We start from the raw sequence: 19,135 nt of genomic DNA on the forward strand, positions 1-19,135 counted from the left end.
GAAAACGTCCCTGTTATTTTGGCTAATCCAAGATAGCAGGGATTTTTACATTTAATTTTTAAAATGCTGTTGATTAATATGGTAACTTTTTTGATCGAATTAAGACGGGAGATGATTTTTAATGAGTTGGGCTATTATCCAGCAAAGTTTGCCAATGTTTGGTAAAGGCTTTGTTTTGACGTTATGGCTATCTTTTGTTGGCATTATCGGCTCAATTATTGTTGGCTTGATTTGTAGTTTGTTTCAATACTTTAAGGTGCCTATTCTTCACCAAATTGCCTCAGTGTATGTTGAAATATCTCGTAATACACCACTCTTGATTCAGTTATTCTTTTTATATTACGCTTTTCCGGTTATTGGAATTAAATTTGGTGCCGAATTATGCGGTATTATTGGTTTGATCTTTTTAGGTGGTAGTTATATGGCTGAGGGATTCACGGGTGGTTTCAATGGCGTTTCCAAGGGCCAAGTGGAATCGGGAAAAGCAATCGGACTGAGTCGTTGGCAATTGGCAAAATACGTTGTCTTTCCCCAGGGATTTTCATTAAGCGTACCGGCAATGGCTGCAAATATCATCTTTTTGATCAAAGAGACCTCAATCTTTACAGTGATTGCAATCCCTGAATTGACTAATACGGCTTTGGATTTAATCGGGATGTATTATCGATCAAATGAGTATTTATTGGTCTTGGTGATTGGGTATGCCATCATTTTGGTGCCGTTGTCAATTGTGTTAACGTTACTGGAAAAGAGGGTTCGTTATGGCGCATTCGGGAATTAGTGTATTGCTCGAGGGAACAAACTTTATGCGGCTTCTTGGCGGACTTTGGGTAACCGTTAAGATTGCAGCGGTTGCATTAATTGCGGGTATTATTCTAGGTATCGCCTTAGGTGTTTTGAGAACGTTTAAGAATCGTCCGTTAAGGATTGTGTTAAGACTTTACCTAGAGTTTTTCCGAGTTGTTCCAACCGTTGTTTTGCTGTTTTTATTCTATTATATTTTGCCAAAGCAGATGAACTTTAATTTGCCGGCTGATCAACTTGCAACTTTGGTATTTGCACTTTGGGTTGGAGCAGAGATGAGTGATATTGTACGTGGCGCTCTGATTTCAGTTCCCAAGCATCAGATTGAATCCGGCAAAGCGATAGGCTTAAGTCGATTTCAGCTATATTGGTACGTTTTGATTCCGCAATCGATTAATTTGGAAATTCCGGCAACAATTAATTTAGCTACTCGGGTTATAAAAACGACTTCAATCCTGCTATTAATTTCGGTTATGGATGTCATTAATATTGGTCAGCAGATTATTGAGGCCAATAATCATACTTATCCGACCGGTGTCTTTTGGGTTTATGGATTAATATTCCTGTTCTACTTCCTGATTGATTATCCGTTGTCGTGGTGGGCAAAGCGATTAGAGAAGAAGAGATTGGAGCGGGAAAATGGCTGAAAAAGTGTTGCAGGTTGAGCATTTGGAAAAGTCTTACCAAAAGAAACATGTGTTACATGATATTAACTTTTCTGTGGCGCAGGGAGAGGTTGTTACGCTGCTTGGCCCGTCCGGTTCGGGTAAAAGTACCCTGATTCGGTGCCTGAACGGTCTGGAGATATATCAAAAAGGAACGATTACATTTGAAGGGCAAAAAATCATTCCAACTGAGAAAAACTGGCAACAAATTCGTCAAAAAATCGGAATGGTTTTTCAAAGCTATGACTTATTTCCAAACTTAACGGTCATGGACAATATTTTGCTCGGCCCTACAAAGGTTCAAAAAAAGGATAAAGTAACAGCTCGCTCTGAAGCCTTATCGCTTTTAAAGAGTGTGGAGCTAGATGATTATGCCAATGCCTACCCCAGAGAATTATCTGGTGGGCAAAAGCAGCGGGTAGCGATTGTCAGAGCATTGGCACTTCACCCGGATTTTATGTTGTTTGATGAAGTAACTGCGTCACTCGATCCCGAGATGGTTCGTGGTGTATTGACAATTATTGAAAATTTAGCAAATCGAGATAATATGACGATGATTGTGGTCACCCATGAAATGAATTTTGCCAAACAAATTGCTGATAGGGTGCTCTTCTTGCAAGATGGCAGGATTTTGGAGCAAACGCCATCCGAGCAATTTTTTACAGCACCTCAAACGGATCGGGCAAAAGCGTTTTTAGATAGTATGGATTTTTAACTGAGTGATATCTTGAGGAGGAAACTTATAATGAAAAAGCATTGGTTAACGAAGTTGATTGCGGTTGTCAGTGTGTTGGCAACTTTGCTTCTGGTTTTGTCTGGTTGTGGCAATAGTAAAAAGAGTTCCAGTAACAATCCGAGTTCAGTTTCGCAAATTAAGAAAAAGGGAACAATTCGGGTGGCCGTATTTGGCGATTTACCACCATATGGTTGGGTCAATAAAGATGGTAAACGGGTTGGATACGATGTTAAATTAGCTCACCAGGTTGCTAAGGACTTGGGCGTAAAAGTAAAATTTGTTCAGGTTAATGCCAACAACCGAGTTGACGCATTGAATTCAAACAAAGTCGATCTTGTTTTAGCTAATTTTACGGTAACGCCTGAGCGTAAACAGGTTGTGAGTTTTGCAAAACCCTACATGAAAGTTTCTGTTGGCGTTGTTTCACCTAAGAATAAGCCGATCACTAAAGTTAGTCAGTTGCAAAATAAGAATGTCATTGTGACTAAAGGAACAACGGCTGAAAATTACTTCACTTCAAAACAGCCAAATGTCAAGTTGCTAAAGTTTGATTCCAAGACACAACAATTTAACGCATTGAAGAATGGCCGTGGTGTTGCACTTGCAGATGATAATTCATATCTTTATGCATGGTCCAAGAGTAACTCTAAGTATACCGTTGGCATTAAGAGTATTGGACCTAAATCGTACATTGCACCGGCTGTAAAGAAGGGGAACAAGTCACTTCTTAATTGGACAAATAAAGAAATTACCAAGCTGACTAAGAAAAGTTTCTTTGTTAGTGACTACAATACTGATTTAAAGCCTTATTTTGGTAAAGAAGTTAAACCATCGGATATTGTATTGCCGACAAAATAAATGAGACGGCTAATAAATGAATGAAGCGAGAACTTGATCGCCTGAGTTTCCGATTGGGTTCTCGCTTTTTGTGGAAACACAAGTTATTGCGAGCTACTAAGAATTCGGAATATTAAAATAATTTTAATGTTGACGGATAATTTCTAATATGTTTTAATAGATTCAACATCAAACAGGAAAGGAATTTTTACTATGACGAAACTTGTTCAACAACTTAATGCCTATTATTACGGCTATGCTTGGTTTAGATAGCGCCCGTGTAGATGCGGGCGCCTACGCGTTCGCGTCTAACAGCAAAGCCGTTATTGGTTGTTGCCAGCTAGACGCCAGAGTCTAGCTGGATAGGATAATTCTTTTACGCGAGTAGAAAATTAGCCAGCTGGATTCTCAAATCCAACTGGCTTTTTTAATACTTTGGGATGGAGAGTGACATTATGATGAATACAATGACAAAATCGAACAAACGGAGGCTTTCAATCAGCCTTTACTTAAACTACCTTGTTCATGGAATTGGGTTGATTATTTTAACTCAGAATATGCAGGCTCTTGGAAATTTCTGGAAAGTACCAATTGCAACTGTCTCCTACGTGATTTCAGGAATTGGAATCGGTAAATTAATCGCATATTTTTTATTTGGTTACCTATCGGATCGATTTGGCCGCCGTCAATTGGTTTTAACCGGAACCTTAAGCTATATGGTTTTCTTTATCGGGATCCCATTTACTCATAATATTGCGATTGCATATGTATTTGCTATTATTGCCGGAGTTGCTAATTCGGCACTTGATTCGGGCACATACCCGACCTTTGTTGAAATGGGCGGTAGTTCCAGCGCTTCAAACGTGTTTATTAAAGCTTTTATGTCACTCGGTGAGTTTATCCTGCCATTGGCAATTGCGATGCTTGAAGCTAAGAGCTTATGGTTTGGCTGGTCATTTATCGGGACGTTGCTTGTGCTTGTTGCCAACCTGTTTATTCTTCGAGGTGCAAAGTTCCCCGAGATGAATCATGCTGATGAAGCTTTTATCGAAAATCACGAGAATACATCGAAATTAAGAAAAATTATTGCAACAGTTTCACTCGCAATTTATGGCTATACGACAATGGCTATTATGATTTTATTTACTCAGTGGATTAGTATGTTTGCGACAAATAATCTTGGTTATAGTTCATTGGTTTCTCACGGATTGTTATCCCTTTATAGTATTGGTTCAATTAGTGGTGTGATTTTCAACTTTATTCTTCTGAAAATGAAAGTGTCGGAAACTAAATTACTGGTTGCGATGAACGCGCTCTCGCTACTTGCAATTTTTGTTGTCAGTCATTCGGCCACTGTCCTGGTCACCTTTATCGCTGCGTTTGCATTTGGTTTTACTGCAGCAGGTGGGGTTATGCAGGTTGCCTTGAACGTTTTGTTGAAGATGTTTCCAAAACATAAGGGTATTATTACGGGTACCTACTTCACTTTTGGAAGTATTGCGACTTTTACAATTCCAATTGTGACTGGGTGGTTGTCAAAAACAAATATTCAGTTAGTGATGAACTTTGATGTGATGATTGAATTAGTCGGTACTATATTAGTTGTTCTTGCTGCAGTTTCGTTGAGTTCTGGCAGTGTACTTTCAAGCATTCGCCATATGGTAACAGGGTTACTGCACGTGCGAACATCAACGATTTCCAGTGATCAAACAAAAGATAACTAAAAATGACGTATAAAATAATGGAGGCTGCGACAAAAATAATTTGTCCAGCCTTTTTTAATATCATCACGACTATTATTGAAAAAAATGTGAAAAAGAAAGCAACATTCTGCCATGAAATCGAATTATCCCACTATCTCTACTCAAAACATAGTTGGATAAACCAATTCACTCTGAAAGTTAATTGCCTCTTGTTCCACTCTTATTTTTTACAATCAGTTCAAAGTGGCCATGCCTTTTCTGACAGCTTCCACCGTTAGTTGACCAGGTGCAGATGCCTCTGCAACGGTTGCAAATGAAAGTGTTGATCCAAAGAGCGGACCGGTTACCCTGCTAACCTTACCCAAATTTCCCATAGACATTGTAATAATGGGAATTTCAAGTTCGCGGTTTGCTTTTTCGGTAGCGTTTAATAAAGTTAAAACATCTTTGGAAGTATGTGGCATAACAGCAATCTTACCGATATCGGCATTTCTTTCCTGCATTCGTTTTAACTTTGAAATGATCTCAGTTTCATCAGGCGTTGATTGAAAATCGTGATTACTTAAGATTACTGGGATATTTTGATGGTGAGCTAAATTAATCAAAAAATCAACCGTGGCTTTATTGCGATTTAATTCAATATCGAGCATATCAGTTAGCCGATTTTCTAAAAGCCATCGATAGGTAGAGAAGTACTCTGCATCTTCAAGGCTTGAGACACCGCCTTCATGAGCGGTCCTAAAGGTCGTTAAAAGTGGTGTATTCCCAATAAGTGACTGAATATGGTCGACGGTGTCTAGATAGTTCTCATGATCAAGTACATCGCGATCATAGTCAATACGCCATTCTATGACGTCTGGATGGTGATTAAGTGCTTGTTTGACTTGACTAATAATGTCAGTACTAATTTTACCGGTAATCGGGACAGCGATATTCGTTTTACCGGATTCAAATGTTGTATGTTTTACTTGAACAATTTTCCCAGCCATTATAGAAATCTCCTTACATTTTTATTGAATTAAGTTTAGCAAGACAATGGGATAAACACAATTTAAAATAATGGTTAATTCTATTAAACCGGCTAATTTAGTAGTATTCTTAAGTCGAATATGATGGATGAACAGGGTGATCATTAAACTGTTTGGAGGCGATTCTGATATGGGAAAATTAGCAACTAGTGTTAGTATTTCCGGCGGTATGATCGGCTTTATGCTACTCACCGGTATTGTCATGTTTTTAATTCCGATTGGAACTTATTGGGGATTGAAAAGGCATTATAAACTGGTTTCAACACCAGTATGGGTTGGGATTGCAGTTTTTATTGTTGCAGTAATGATTTTGGAACGAATCCTTCACATGATTATTCTTCAACCGTCTGCGGATGGTTCTATCGCTTTGGCAACTCATCATCCATACATGTACGTTGCCTATGGCGCCTTGGTGGCTGGTATTTTTGAAGAAACAGGACGTTTTTTCGGCTTTCGTTATCTCAAAAAACGGGTTTCCGGCTTTGGAACAGCGATTGCATACGGGATTGGTCATGGCGGCATTGAAATGATTTTAATCGGGACGATGGGAATGGTTAACCTTGTTGTTATGAGTGTGGCAATTAATTCGCGAAACGCTGCAGTTTTATCTAAATTACCAAGTGGGACGATTCATTCTCTGATTAGTCATGCAGGTGCTGCGACTACTAGTTCTTTTTTTGAACGAATTGCCGCCTTTATTATTCAAATCTTATTATCCATTATTGTATGGGCCTCGGTTAATTATGTGGGAAAGATTTGGTTATATCCTTTGGCTATTGGCCTACATGCGTTAATTGATACGCCTGCAGCAATGTTTCAGGCTGGCATAATATCTAACGAATTAACTGTTGAGATTGTTTTATGGATTTCTGTCTTGGCAATGGGCGTATTTGTGTATCTATATATTGGTAAGTTGCGGAAAAGTCGTGTCACTACTAGTTAATTAAGCTAATAAATTAAAGTAAATAAAAGACTGTCATTTATATTTCAAAATTGTTTAAGAAGATAAGCAATTTTGAATCGTTAATCAATGACAGTCTTTTTATCTGAATTAGAAACCGCGGAAATCGTTTCTGCCAAAGTATTGTAAATTGGCTAATAGCGGTTTTTCATTTAATTGCTCCAAAGTAACAAACGTGTAACCGCGCTTTTTTAAAGAACGGATAATTTGAGGAACGGCGGCTACCGACGTTGCGTGAATATCATGCATCAAAATGATAGAACCGTTGGTTGTTGTGGAAAGTACGTGGTCAACTGTTTTAGCAGTATTGAGGTAAGACCAATCTCTGGAATCAACGGACCAACGAACGATTGGACGATCGTACAAATTACCAATCCGTGAATTAACAGCGCCATATGGTGGTCGGATATAATATGGAATGGTGCCAGTTGCTTTATAAATAGCCGCATCGGTTAGTGAAATTTGTCGAAGTGCTTTGGCATTGGTCAGATCGGTTAACTGTGGATGGCTCCAAGAATGATTTCCGATTTGATCACCATATTTCAGGACCAGTCGGCTAATATTTGGATATTTAATAACGCTGCTGCCAACTTCAAAGAAAGTTGCCGGTACCTTGTATTTTTTTAAGGTTTTTAGCAACCTTGGCGTTAAAGTTGGATCCGGGCCATCATCGAATGTGAGTGCAACAACCTTTTTGGCGGTTTTCGGTTTAACAAAGTCGTATTTAGCTGGCATATAACGGTTTAAAATGATGCCGGTGAGTTTGCTGAGTGGAATAGCAACATTCTTTACGCCATAGTTATTTTTGGTCAAATGAATTGTTAAGTGTTCATTGTCGAGTGTAAAATTTTTCGCGGTTAATCGTTTTGGCAGTGGTAAATAAACCAGTTGCTGAACTTGCTTACCTGTTAGTTTATGAGTTTCAGCCAATGTTGTTCGGGTCAATTGTCGGATAGTGCCTAAACGTTTCGTACTATTGTTCGTTATGTCACCGTACGTTAGTCGTTTCGTTGTGCTGGTAGTCTTTGTTGCTTTAGTCGGCGTTGATGCTGCAAAGACAGGTTGATTAGCAATAGCTGCTAATGTGAAGCCAAATAATGCAGCAACACCCAGCCGCCGAACTAATGAATATTTTCGAATCATAAAAATCCCCCCAATATGGATAACTGATGTTTCTAAATCCAGTTTCATTTTTACATTTCGGTTATGAGATGTCAACGAGAACGGAAGCTGAATCGAAAATCGGGATGGAAAAATGGATAAATAATAAATTGATAGTTAATGGTTGACAAAATGATATTTTCGGAATAAAGTACCGTTAACATTAAAAACAGATAAAAAAATACTTAGAAAAGTTGAGGAGTCGATTTTAAGAAATCCTAAGAGAGTGTCACTATCTGGGAAGACATGATTTCTTAATGATTCAAAGTCAACTTCGAGTATTGTAATTCGTAAGAGTTATGCGGGTGCGCCCATTACAGCGTCAACGTTATACCGTTAATCCGGTCGTACGTGAGAGACGAAATTTATTTCGTAAGTAAGGTGGTACCGCGTAAAAGCGTCCTTTCAGAAGACTATTTCTGATTGGGCGCTTTTTTTATTGGATTTAAGTATCACGTAGGCAATGATTTTACTACTAAAAAGAAAACACTAAGAGCAGTTAATTGATAAGCGATTTTGGAACTGAAAGGAAGATTTATTATGACAACGACTAACTATGTGAATGCAGCAATTTATAATCATAATCAACAGAAATTCATTTTCAACCAACACATGATTGTGGATGAAAATACTGGAAAAATTATTGAAGCGGGTAACGGGCGTACAACCCGACAAGTTTGTGATGACGTTGTCGATCTTAATGGCAGATTTGTGATGCCGGGTATTATGAACGCACACACCCATATAACCGATATGCCAACCTATTGGTGGCATAACGGTGAGGAGAAACGTCATCCGGACTCCCGCGAGGTTTGCACAATGTTTGCGATTCGAAATATGCAGGATGCCCTTTCACATGGCATTACATATATGCGTAACGTAGGTGCAGAATTTGATATAGATGTTGAAATCAAGAAAATGCAGGAAAAAGGTTGGATTAAAGGACCAAAAATCATGACCTCTGGTCGAGCATTTTCAATTACAGGTGGGCATGATTCTGAAAGTACTTATGAGGTTGACGGTATTGATGAGGTTAGAAAAGGCGTTCGTCAGGCTTTGAAGAACGGTGTTGATAACATTAAAATGATGGTTACCGGTGGTGTTCTAAAGAATGGTGAGACACCGGATGATATTCAGTTTACTTTGGAAGAGGCACGGACTGCTGTATCTGAGGCACATCATAAAGGCAAAACAGCTGCTGCACATGCGCAGGGAAATGCCGGAATTAAAGAGGCGGTGGCTGCCGGTTTTGATACGATTGAGCACGCTTTTGATATTGACGATGAGGCCATCACAATGATGAAAGAACACGGGACTATCATTGTTCCAACGATGAACGCCATGTTTGCAATCTATAAATATGGTCGGGGTGTCGTTCCGGACTGGGCACGTGAAAAGGTCATTTTGAATATCAAAAAACATTTTATGAGTATTGCTAAAGCTGCAAAAGCCGGCATCCCTATTGCAATGGGGACGGATGCCGGTACACCGTTTAATGGTTTTCAAAACGAGAGTGCCTATGAAATGCAGCTTTATGTCGAAAAAGCTGCAATGACACCAGCTCAAGCCATTGATGCCGCGACTATTAATTGTGCAAAGGCAATGCATATTGATCAGGAATATGGGCAGATTGCTGCTGGAAACTATGCAGACTTTCTTGTCATGAATGAAAATCCGATAGATGATATCAGTGTGGTTGGCCATGATAAAGACGTTTATCAAAATGGAAAGAGAGTTCATGCTCAAGAAGTGGTTAATGAGCTAAAAGCCACCCAGAAAATTAAAAAAATATCCGCAGCAATTTAGCGACAAGTCGCGATTAAAAAGAGATGAGAGAATTATTAGGGTTGACGGAACTTCCCTAATGTGGTTTAATAATGACAATCTAATGAGAGGAATTGATATTAATGACAAAGCATATATCTCATGTAAATACTTTTTATTTTGGCTATGCCTACTTTATGTAGTGTCCGCAGCGATGCGGACGCAATTCACGCGTTCGCGTCTGAGTGGTGCAGAGTCAATGCTTTGTTGTTGACCGCTAGACGCAAAAGTCTGGCTGGGTCAACTACCAATTCTTTACGAGTTTAGTAAACCGGCTGGATATCATTCTAGCCGGTTTTTTTCTTGAAAAAAATACGAGGTGGGATAAATGTTGACGAAAACAGATCCAGCGTGGAACAGTTCAAAGGAATTGACCGAGGCCAGAAAACAGATCAATCAACTTGATGAATCAATTGTGGCGTTATTGGCGAAACGGTTTGAAACAGCTGCCAGGATTGGCAGTATCAAAGAGAAGCAAGGGCTACCGGTTTTTGATCCGACTCGTGAAGAAGCCGTACTTGAAAGGGTCACATCATTTGATCCTAATAGAGATACCAGACAATATCTCTGGAACATTTATCGATCGATTATGGAAAATACCAGGCAATTTGAACACGATTCAAAAGAAAAGCCTAAAAAATAGGGGGAAAATACATTGCTTAACTACTTAACCGCAGGAGAATCTCACGGGCCACAATTAACAGGAATAATTGAAGGCGTTCCTTCCGGCCTACGTTTGGATATTGATGAAATTAATGAACAGTTAAAGAAACGTCAAGGCGGATATGGGCGAGGCAATCGCCAAAAAATCGAGCATGATCAGGTCACGGTTGTTGGCGGCGTTCGGCACGGGATCACCTTGGGATCGCCAATTGCCCTGGTCGTTAATAACCGTGACCACGCTCATTGGAATGAGATCATGAATCCAACAAGTCCAGAAACATCGGAAAATACATTACGAAAAGTGGAACGACCACGCCCCGGTCACGCGGATTTAGTCGGTGGGATGAAATATCGTCACCATGATCTAAGAAATGTGCTTGAACGTTCGTCAGCTCGTGAAACGGCCATTCGAGTAGCTGTAGGATCTGTTTGCAAACAACTATTAAAGCAAGCCGGTATTCAGATTACCGGTTATGTTGAACAAATTGGGCCGATTTCCACGGATGATAAACCGGAATTAAATGTTTCTAAAATTGAATCAGAGATTAATCATAATGATTTGCGAATTATCGATCAGTCCAAAGTAGAGCAGATTCATGAATTGATTGATAAGACCAGAAAAGACGGTGATACGCTTGGCGGCATCATTCGAGTAGTCGCTACAAATGTTCCGGCCGGACTTGGCAGCTATATTAGTTGGGATACCAAACTAGACGGTAAATTGGCTGCTGCGGTTATGGGAGTTAACGCGATGAAGGGCGTTGAAATTGGTGATGGTTTTAAAGCAGCTACCAGTTATGGCAGTCAGGTAATGGATGAGATTGACTGGAGTAAAGAAGATGGGTTTTCCAGGGAAACGGATCATCTTGGCGGCTTTGAGGGTGGTATGACTAACGGGATGCCTATTATTGTAAAAGCAGCTATGAAGCCGATTCCAACCCTGTATAAACCACTACAGAGTGTCGATATTAATACCAAAGAAATTAAAAAAGCCAATGTTGAACGTTCGGATACAACGGCAATTGTTCCAGCATCAATTGTGATTGAAAGTGTTGTTGCAATTGAGCTGGCAAAGGCATTGACGGACAAATTTGATGGTGATAATGTTCAGCGAATGCAGGAACAAATTGCTGCGTACAGAAATGAATTAAAAAATTTCTAGGAGGGAAGCTAATGAAAGAGCTATCAGATAAACTCAAAACCGGGCTGCATGGTGAATTGTCGGTTCCCGGCGATAAGAGTATTTCTCATCGGGGAATTATGTTTGGCGCTGTCAGTGAAGGCCGGACGACCTTACACCATTTCTTAACTGCCGAGGATTGCTTATCTACTTTAAAAGCTTTCCAACAGCTTGGTGTATCAATTAAACGCGATGGTGAAACGGTTGTAATTGAGGGTGTCGGCCTTCATGGATTAAAACAATCGGGTAAACCTTTAGATATGGGGAATTCCGGTACAACAACCCGGTTAATTATGGGATTATTGGCTGGACAAAATTTTGATTCGACTTTATTTGGGGATGATTCATTATCAAAGCGCCCTATGAAGCGGGTAAGCGAACCGCTAGCCGAAATGGGTGCTGACATTTGTGTGACGGATGGGCATTTGCCGGCAAGAATTCATGGGCAGAAGTTGCATGCAATTGATTATCAGTTGAAGGTTGCCAGTGCTCAGGTGAAGAGTGCGTTGATTCTGGCGGCTATCCAGGCTGATCAACCTTCTACGTTGATTGAAAAATTACCTACTCGAAATCATACGGAAAAAATGTTAAATGCGTTTGGCGCCAATATTCAAACAATGGCCGATAACGTCACTATTAAGGTCAATCCACAACCGAAACTAACAGGAATCGATTTAACGGTTCCCGGAGATATGTCTTCGGCAGCTTTCTTCCTGGTTGCAGCTACTTTAGTTCCTAATTCAAAATTGACATTGAAGAATGTTGGGGTTAATGAAACGCGAACCGGTTTGCTGTCAATCTTAAAACGAATGGGTGGCAAGGTGATCGAACGCCATCGTAATGATTCCGGTGAACCAACTGCAGACTTGGTTGTTTCCAGCGCTGAATTAAAACCAATTGAAATTGGTGCGGAAGAAATTCCGGCCGTTATTGATGAATTACCGTTGGTCGCTTTGTTGGCTGCAAAAGCAAATGGCATCAGTAAGATTACCGGTGCCGGCGAACTACGTGTTAAAGAAACAGATCGGATTGCGGCTGTTGTTCAGGAGTTTTCTAAGCTGGGAATTGCCATCCGTGAATTACCAGACGGCTTTGTGATTGACGGTGCCAAGCCTTGGCGCGTTGAAAAGACCAAATTGGATAGTCACGGAGATCATCGAATCGGGATGACACTTGCCATCGCATCATTATTGTTGGATGAGCAGCTTCAGCTTAATGGTGCAGAGAGTGTTAATATTTCATATCCTGAGTTTTTTGATGATTTGGCAAGCGTTACAAATATTGAAAGTTATTCATAAATTGAGGTGGAAAAGTCATGACAACAGTGCTGATTAGTGGATTGGGGTTAATTGGCAGCTCAATTGCAAGGGTGATTAAACAAGAAAATTCGGAAATTGAAATCATCGGTAGTGATCCTGATGATGAATCCGCCCAGTTTTTACTTGATCATCACTTGATTGATGACCGACAAGTGTTTACAAATGCGGTTCCTTTAGCAGACTTTATCATTTTAGCCGGACCGGTTTCCGTAATTATTAGACAGATCAATGAATTGATAACCTTACCGCTGAAACCGGATGTATTTGTAACGGATGTTGGTAGTACCAAAGAAGCAATTATGGATGCCGCCAAACCTTTAATAAGTGAAGGTGTTAATTTTGTCGGGGGGCATCCAATGGCTGGATCGGACAAATCGGGAAGTCGATCCGGAAGGCTGGATTTGTTTGATCAAGCAGTTTATTTTGTCGTTGGTGGGACAACAGCCAATCCCAAATTGGTGCAGTTTCAGAATCTTTTAAGTGCTGCTCATCTTCGTTGGCAAGTGATTTCCGCGTCGTTACATGATCAGCTGGTCAGTGAGATAAGCCACGTTCCCCATGTCATCGCGGTGACACTGGTTAACACGATTGCCGACGACCTTAGTCGTAATCCGGATGCACTTAAAGCTGCGGCAGGGGGCTTTCGAGATACCACTCGAATTGCTGCTTCAGATCCAACTATGTGGACAGCCATTATGATGAGCAATGCGGAATTGATCAATCACGAGCTATCCAAATTTCAACAACATCTGTCTCAGTTTCAAACAGCACTTGAAGCACGTGACGAAGAAGAGATTAAAAATATTTTTAAGAACGCACAATCTGTCAGAAAATCATTAGATGAAAGGAAATGACAATTAATGAAAGCAATTTTAGTTGGATTTATGGGAAGTGGTAAAACCACCGTTGGTCGATTGCTCGCAAACCAAATTCAGGTACCTTATCATGACTTGGACGATGTGATCGTTCATAATGCCGGCAAGTCGATTCAGCAAATATTTGACGATCAGGGCGAGGATACATTTAGAATGTTGGAGCACGATGCCTTGATGAACTCGCTTGGAGATGAGGGAATATTGGGAACAGGTGGCGGGACACCTATTCAACCCGCTAATTTTGAACTGTTGCTTCAGACGACTGTCCCCGTTGTATTATTGGATGTTCTTCCCGAAACGATTTGGGCCCGTCTAAGGGGTGATAGTGGTCGTCCACTAGCTAAAAAGTTAGGGTTGGCTGGTTTGATTGATTTAAAGCATGAACGGGATGACAAATATAATCAGGTGAGTGACATCCGTATTGCGACGGATAGCTTAACGCCTGAACAAGTCGTTGAGAAAATTATGCAGGAACTTTCAGTATTGAAATAGTAAGTTATTAACGAGAGAGTGGTGTCATTATGATTGACGGTCATACAAAACTTTATGGATTATTGGCGCACCCGGCTGCTCATAGTTTGTCGCCCTTAATACATAACACAAGCTTTAAAGTTACAGGAATTAATGGTGTTTATTTGGCTTTTGACGTCATGCCTAATGAGCTGCAAACATCTGTTGATGCAATTAGGACAATGGCAATTGGTGGTGTGAACCTATCAATGCCCTTAAAAACAACTGTGATTCCGTTACTTGATGAGATTACATCAAGGGCCGAACGGCTAAATGCGGTCAATACGGTTATTAATCGGGATGGTAAGCTGGTCGGCGATACAACAGATGGACAAGGCTTTATTGATGCGCTGAAGTATCAGAATGTTAGTGTTGAGGATAAAACGCTGACTGTTTTGGGTGCAGGTGGTGCAGGCAGATCGATTATTGCCGCTGCTGTTGAAGCCGGTGCTGCCAAAATCAATGTGTTTAAAAGACAAAATCAGACTTTTAAGTCACGAAAAGAACAACTGGAAAGCTGGTCCAGCGTGATTTCAGTAATCCCTTACGAGGATGATGACGCAATGCAGGAGTCAGTTGCGTCAAGTCAGATTGTCAGTAATTCAACGAATATTGGCATGAGTCAAGATAATCATTTACCGATTAGCCAAGCGGTGTTGGCCAGATTAACACCGCATCATGTTGTAACGGATGCCATTTATTTTCCGCTTGAAACGCCCTTTGTAAAGGCTGCGAAAGATAGAGGATGCCAAACATTTAATGGCATTGGTATGTTGGTACACCAGGCAGCAGGATCCTTCTTTGAATGGACTGGGCAAAAAATGCCGGTTAACGACGTTATTAGTGCCGTAAATCAAGAAATTGTTAAAAGAGAGCACGATTAAGTGTTTACTAAAAAATAATTAACAACTATTCTCCCCGCCACTAACTATTTGGTGGTATATTTAATCTATTCACTAGGTAAATAGAATTGATGACATTAGGGGAGCCCACCGGCTGAGACGTGATTAATATGCGAACCCTTTGAACCTGATCTGGTTAAATCCAGCGTAGGAAAACTGTCGGCTTGGGACCCTCCTTCTGTTGTCGTTATGCTCGAAACGGACGGAGGATTTTTATTATGAATCGATCGGCTACATATAAAATGATTTTAACAGCATTATTATCTGCCTTAGGAGTTGTTGGCGGTAGTATGTTTGAATTCACGATCGGGGTTGCTAAAGTTGCGCCGATGCAGCATCTTATTAATTTGATTTCCGGTGTGCTTGTTGGACCATGGTGGGCCATTACACAAGCTTTTATCACCTCATTGATTAGAAACATTTTGGGAACAGGTACGGTACTCGCATTTCCTGGCAGTATGATCGGCGCTTTTTGTGTTGGCTGGCTCTTTCAGAAAACCAGGAATCTGTTTGTGGCCGCCTGTGGCGAATTAGTTGGAACCGGCATTATTGGTGCTATTGTTGCCTATCCGGTTGCAAAATGGCTTATGGGCGCAAATGGCGCGCTTTGGTTGTTTGTTCCGAGCTTTTTCCTAAGTGCTCTGGTAGGTGTTATGATAGGCTATGTGATCTTGCTAAGCATGTGGAAACAAATTATTTCTCCACAATTAAAGAAGCTCGATAAAAAGTAGTTAGGCTTTGAAGATGGCAGGGATTAAAGCGATCATTATGAGATAGAAAAACGTACTCGTCGAAATTTAATCGGCGAGTACGTTTTTGGGCTTCGGATTTATTTTTAATGCTCAGCAACTTCGTCTGGATGTTTCTTTTCAAAACGATATTCAAAGTAGAAGTAGCCTGTAATTAATAAGTAGCAGATAGCTGGTACGATGAATGATAATTGCATTGAACCGCTGAAATCGGAAACCAATCCTTGAATGGCAGGGATGATTGCGCCACCAATTAAGGACATTACAATGATTGCCCCAGCCGTTTCAGTATATTTCTTTTCTGTTACGGCATCGAGTGTATGAGTGTAAATGGTTGGCCATTCTGGACCAAAGAAGAAACTGGTCATAATGGCAGCATAGACAGCAGTCATATTTGGAACGGTAAATGTAATGATTAATGATAGTGTTCCGAGAAGGGAGTAAGTGGTTAAAACGCCTGTGATCGAAAACTTGCTCATGAATATGTTTGCGATTAGTTTTCCAACAAACCAGGCGATATAACTATAAATCATAAATGTTGAAGCGGCACTATCGGAGATTTTATCATTTAGATTCAATGCCAAACGGATCGTGAATGACCACACTGTCGTTTGAAGTCCTGCGTAAATAAATTGAGTTAGAACGCCCTTCTTGAAGCGAGCATTCCCCCAAAGGTATTTGATCGTTTCTGCCAGGCTCGGTTTTTCTTCCTGGGCTTCCATACCTTCTTCAGCTGGTTCTGCAGTGGCTTTTGCGCGTGGCATGGGTGATAATGCAAAGATAATAAGCATAATGATCAAAACAGCTAAAATGTATTTATAAGGGCGAAGAGTTAGCTGCAGCATTTGTTCACCGTAGGCAATTCTTGCCGCACCATGCATAGTGCTCATTTTTTCAGAAAGATTGCCAACGCTGCCGAAAATGAGGTACTTGCCGAGAAGAATTCCGGCAATATCTCCCAATGGAACCAAAGTTTGTGAGAAGTTCAAGCGCATTGTAGCGTATTTTTTCGGTCCAAGCATTGAACTGTAAGTATCACAGGAAGTTTCCAAAAAACTCAAACCAATTGCGATTGCAAAAATCGCAACCAAGAACATGGAGTATGTAGCGACTCTTGATGCAGGGAAGAAGAGGGCACACCCAAGAATGTAAAAAATAAGGCCGGTCATAATGGCAAACTTGTAACTTTGTTTCTTAATGATTAATGATGCTGGAATCGCAATTAGGAAATAGCCTCCATAAAATGCGCTTTGTACGAATGCGGTTGCGGCATCGTTTAACATAAAAACAGTTTTGAATTGCGTGATTAAGATGTCATTTAGACTGGCTGCCGCACCCCAAAGCGGAAAGATCATTGAAACCAGTAGGAATTGAAAAATGGGTGTTTTACTGAGATAACCGTCTGATAGTTGAGTCCAACTATGGGTCTTTTTAGCTGACGTAAGTTCCATGTTAATTAAATCCTCCTAATAAATTGCTTAATAAAACGTTTTACTTTCAAAAGTTAGAATGTAACGCCCGATTCCAGAATAATATTCGAAAAGGGAGTCATTTCACCTGTACGGACAAAAGCGTGGGTTCTTGCCAAGTCTTTTTTTAATTGAGTATGGGGCACATATTCGATCGCAACATTTGGCAAAGTGTTTTTAATCTCAGAAAGTTGCTCGGGGTTTTGAGTTTTAATTTCTTCTGCCAAGTAAATCTTTTGCACTTCAAGTTCAGTTAAAATATTTTTTAAAACTTGTTGAAAGCTCGGCAAGTCCTTGGATAATGCTAAGTCGATTTTTTTAGTTCCCATCGGAACCGGCATTCCGGCATCGCCAATGCTTAGCCAATCCATATGGCCCATGTTGGCAATCACTGTTGATAGTTCTGAGTTAATGACATCTGTTTTCTTCATGATCAAATTCTCCTTTAAAGCTTTAACGATTTAATAAAAGGTTTTACCTAAAAATTTCATAATTGAATATTAACATGTTCTGCAAGGGCTTTCAAGAGAATCTTTTGTAAAAGGATAAAAAAACGACACAAACATTGCTTAAATTCCCAAGCAATCAACGTTGTGTCAATTAGTAAAAATTTATTTATATGGGTTAAAAGTTTCGCGATATTTAATTTTTCCTGGAATAATATTTCTAACAGTCCAGTTTCGCTTAAGGTTGGTTAAAGACTTGGCATGTAAAATGGCTTGAAAACCGAGTTCGGTTTTTGGAATCCAGATACTGGAAAGAGATGGTGTCAGAAAGGAGGAAAATTCTAAATCGTCAAAGCTCATTACAGCTAAGTCTTTTCCGGGCATCAGATGATATTTTGAAAGGGCACGCATAACACCAATAGCAAAAGGGTCGGACCAAACTAAAATTGCGGAGAGCCGCTGGCCATGCTCTGAAATTAAACCTTCAGCAACAGCCATTGCAGATCCTGTATCAGGTTCGATTTCTTTATAAATTTCCGGCTTTTGATGGAGTGATGTCCATTTCTTATAGGCTTTTGTGCGGGCATCAGGAACTTTCCCGACGATCCTGCCATCAAGAGCGACTTGATTTCGGGCACAACCAATGAATGCGATATCTCCTTTGGTATGTGCGTTAAGTTGATCCAACGCGTCTATGGTTAGTTCAGAAAGGTTGGTGTCGACGATATCTACCAAGCCGTGATAATAACCGCCACCATCAACAATAACCACATTGGAATTATAGTGTTTTATTTTTTTTACAGCGTCTTCTGTCACTGTTCCTATGATGATAACAGCATCTGATTTGATCAGCTTTTGAGGATCAAAACCGTCTTGAATACGAATGACATTGTTAAGATCGATATTTTCCCTTTCTGCGGCTTCATACATACCGCGGCGAACGAAACGCCAATACTCATCGTGGGTTTCTTCCTCAAGACTCATAGTTGTTAGTAAAGTAAATTCTAGTGTTTTTTTTGAATCTTTAGAATCGCTATCATACTCGTATCCCAAACTGTCCGCAATGGCCTTGATTTTTTGCTTGGTTGATTTAGCAACAAATTTACTTTTGTCAGAGCTTAAAGCACGGGAAACGGTGCCGGCAGAGACACCCGCTGCTTTAGAAATATCTTTAATAGTTGCCATTCTATTACCTCCATTAGAAAACAATTTATGTATATTGCTCAAAACTAAACTAAAATTTTAGTAAAAAATAATCGAAATTAATTTAGAATTTTTTTGCCCGAGCAATTATTTTTTATTT

The 19,135-nt window shown here is 40.2% G+C and carries 19 protein-coding genes and 1 riboswitch; of the genes, 14 read left to right on the top strand and 5 right to left on the bottom strand.

From position 1 onward, the window contains the following. The first annotated feature begins 121 nt into the window (after positions 1–121). The 5 genes from GQR93_RS00880 to GQR93_RS00900 all read left to right on the top strand — a co-directional run bounded on the left by GQR93_RS00880 (position 122) and on the right by GQR93_RS00900 (position 4,766). Positions 122–781 (top strand): amino acid ABC transporter permease, encoded by a 660-nt coding sequence (locus tag GQR93_RS00880; RefSeq protein ID WP_003551354.1) that lies wholly within the window; start codon positions 122–124, stop codon positions 779–781. Next, positions 762–1,451 (top strand): amino acid ABC transporter permease, encoded by a 690-nt coding sequence (locus tag GQR93_RS00885; protein WP_003551356.1) that lies wholly within the window; start codon positions 762–764, stop codon positions 1,449–1,451. The genes GQR93_RS00880 and GQR93_RS00885 overlap by 20 nt, the downstream gene beginning before the upstream one ends. After that, on the top strand, positions 1,444–2,184 hold the full coding sequence (locus GQR93_RS00890) for an amino acid ABC transporter ATP-binding protein (protein WP_003551358.1): 741 nt from the start codon (positions 1,444–1,446) through the stop codon (positions 2,182–2,184). The genes GQR93_RS00885 and GQR93_RS00890 overlap by 8 nt, the downstream gene beginning before the upstream one ends. A 30-nt stretch (positions 2,185–2,214) precedes the next feature. Then, positions 2,215–3,063: a transporter substrate-binding domain-containing protein gene (locus GQR93_RS00895; protein WP_003551360.1), complete on the top strand. Its 849-nt coding sequence runs from the start codon at positions 2,215–2,217 to the stop codon at positions 3,061–3,063. 419 nt (positions 3,064–3,482) lie between these two features. Then, positions 3,483–4,766, top strand: a complete 1,284-nt coding sequence (locus tag GQR93_RS00900) for an MFS transporter (RefSeq protein WP_003551362.1) — start codon at positions 3,483–3,485, stop codon at positions 4,764–4,766. A gap of 212 nt (positions 4,767–4,978) precedes the next feature. Here the strand turns inward: GQR93_RS00900 and aroD are convergent, their stop codons facing one another. Further along, entirely contained in the window at positions 4,979–5,734 is a 756-nt protein-coding gene (gene aroD / locus GQR93_RS00905) for a type I 3-dehydroquinate dehydratase (RefSeq protein WP_003551364.1), read from the bottom strand. 169 nt (positions 5,735–5,903) lie between these two features. Between aroD and GQR93_RS00910 the strand changes: the two genes are divergently transcribed. After that, entirely contained in the window at positions 5,904–6,716 is an 813-nt protein-coding gene (locus GQR93_RS00910) for a YhfC family intramembrane metalloprotease (RefSeq protein ID WP_225430369.1), read from the top strand. A 108-nt stretch (positions 6,717–6,824) separates the two neighbouring features. Here the strand turns inward: GQR93_RS00910 and GQR93_RS00915 are convergent, their stop codons facing one another. Continuing rightward, positions 6,825–7,877 carry a polysaccharide deacetylase family protein gene (locus GQR93_RS00915; RefSeq protein WP_035444218.1) on the bottom strand — a complete coding sequence of 351 codons (1,053 nt, stop codon included), beginning with the start codon at positions 7,875–7,877 and terminating at the stop codon, positions 6,825–6,827. Between the two features lie 558 nt (positions 7,878–8,435). On the opposite strand from GQR93_RS00915, the gene GQR93_RS00920 reads away from it, so the two are divergent. From GQR93_RS00920 to thiW, 8 genes are all read left to right on the top strand, one after another. Further along, positions 8,436–9,701, top strand: a complete 1,266-nt coding sequence (locus GQR93_RS00920; RefSeq protein WP_003551372.1) for a metal-dependent hydrolase family protein — start codon at positions 8,436–8,438, stop codon at positions 9,699–9,701. A gap of 346 nt (positions 9,702–10,047) precedes the next feature. Then, complete coding sequence (locus GQR93_RS00925) at positions 10,048–10,362, top strand: chorismate mutase (RefSeq protein WP_003551374.1); 315 nt, start codon at positions 10,048–10,050, stop codon at positions 10,360–10,362. Positions 10,363–10,374: 12 nt separating this feature from the next. After that, positions 10,375–11,544 carry a chorismate synthase gene (aroC, locus tag GQR93_RS00930; RefSeq protein WP_003551378.1) on the top strand — a complete coding sequence of 390 codons (1,170 nt, stop codon included), beginning with the start codon at positions 10,375–10,377 and terminating at the stop codon, positions 11,542–11,544. Between the two features lie 11 nt (positions 11,545–11,555). After that, on the top strand, positions 11,556–12,860 hold the full coding sequence (gene aroA, locus GQR93_RS00935) for a 3-phosphoshikimate 1-carboxyvinyltransferase (RefSeq protein ID WP_003551380.1): 1,305 nt from the start codon (positions 11,556–11,558) through the stop codon (positions 12,858–12,860). Positions 12,861–12,877: 17 nt separating this feature from the next. After that, positions 12,878–13,735, top strand: a complete 858-nt coding sequence (locus GQR93_RS00940; protein WP_003551383.1) for a prephenate dehydrogenase — start codon at positions 12,878–12,880, stop codon at positions 13,733–13,735. Positions 13,736–13,741: 6 nt separating this feature from the next. Further along, positions 13,742–14,248: a shikimate kinase gene (locus GQR93_RS00945; protein ID WP_003551387.1), complete on the top strand. Its 507-nt coding sequence runs from the start codon at positions 13,742–13,744 to the stop codon at positions 14,246–14,248. A 29-nt stretch (positions 14,249–14,277) separates the two neighbouring features. Further along, on the top strand, positions 14,278–15,150 hold the full coding sequence (gene aroE / locus GQR93_RS00950; RefSeq protein WP_003551389.1) for a shikimate dehydrogenase: 873 nt from the start codon (positions 14,278–14,280) through the stop codon (positions 15,148–15,150). 87 nt (positions 15,151–15,237) lie between these two features. Then, positions 15,238–15,340: riboswitch (TPP riboswitch) on the top strand. Between the two features lie 46 nt (positions 15,341–15,386). Further along, positions 15,387–15,899 (top strand): energy coupling factor transporter S component ThiW, encoded by a 513-nt coding sequence (gene thiW, locus GQR93_RS00955; protein ID WP_003551391.1) that lies wholly within the window; start codon positions 15,387–15,389, stop codon positions 15,897–15,899. A 104-nt stretch (positions 15,900–16,003) separates the two neighbouring features. On the opposite strand, the gene fucP is transcribed toward thiW, so the two are convergent. The 3 genes from fucP to GQR93_RS00970 form a co-directional block, all read right to left on the bottom strand. Beyond that, positions 16,004–17,368 carry an L-fucose:H+ symporter permease gene (gene fucP / locus GQR93_RS00960; RefSeq protein ID WP_003551392.1) on the bottom strand — a complete coding sequence of 455 codons (1,365 nt, stop codon included), beginning with the start codon at positions 17,366–17,368 and terminating at the stop codon, positions 16,004–16,006. Between the two features lie 53 nt (positions 17,369–17,421). Beyond that, the gene (gene rbsD / locus GQR93_RS00965) at positions 17,422–17,817 is read right to left on the bottom strand and encodes a D-ribose pyranase (protein ID WP_003551394.1); all 396 of its coding nucleotides are present in this window, start codon (positions 17,815–17,817) and stop codon (positions 17,422–17,424) included. Between the two features lie 180 nt (positions 17,818–17,997). Next, positions 17,998–19,017 carry a substrate-binding domain-containing protein gene (locus GQR93_RS00970; RefSeq protein ID WP_003551396.1) on the bottom strand — a complete coding sequence of 340 codons (1,020 nt, stop codon included), beginning with the start codon at positions 19,015–19,017 and terminating at the stop codon, positions 17,998–18,000. Between the last annotated feature and the right edge of the window lie 118 nt (positions 19,018–19,135).

It is taken from the genome of Lentilactobacillus hilgardii (assembly GCF_009832765.1).
GTDB lineage: Bacteria > Bacillota > Bacilli > Lactobacillales > Lactobacillaceae > Lentilactobacillus > Lentilactobacillus hilgardii.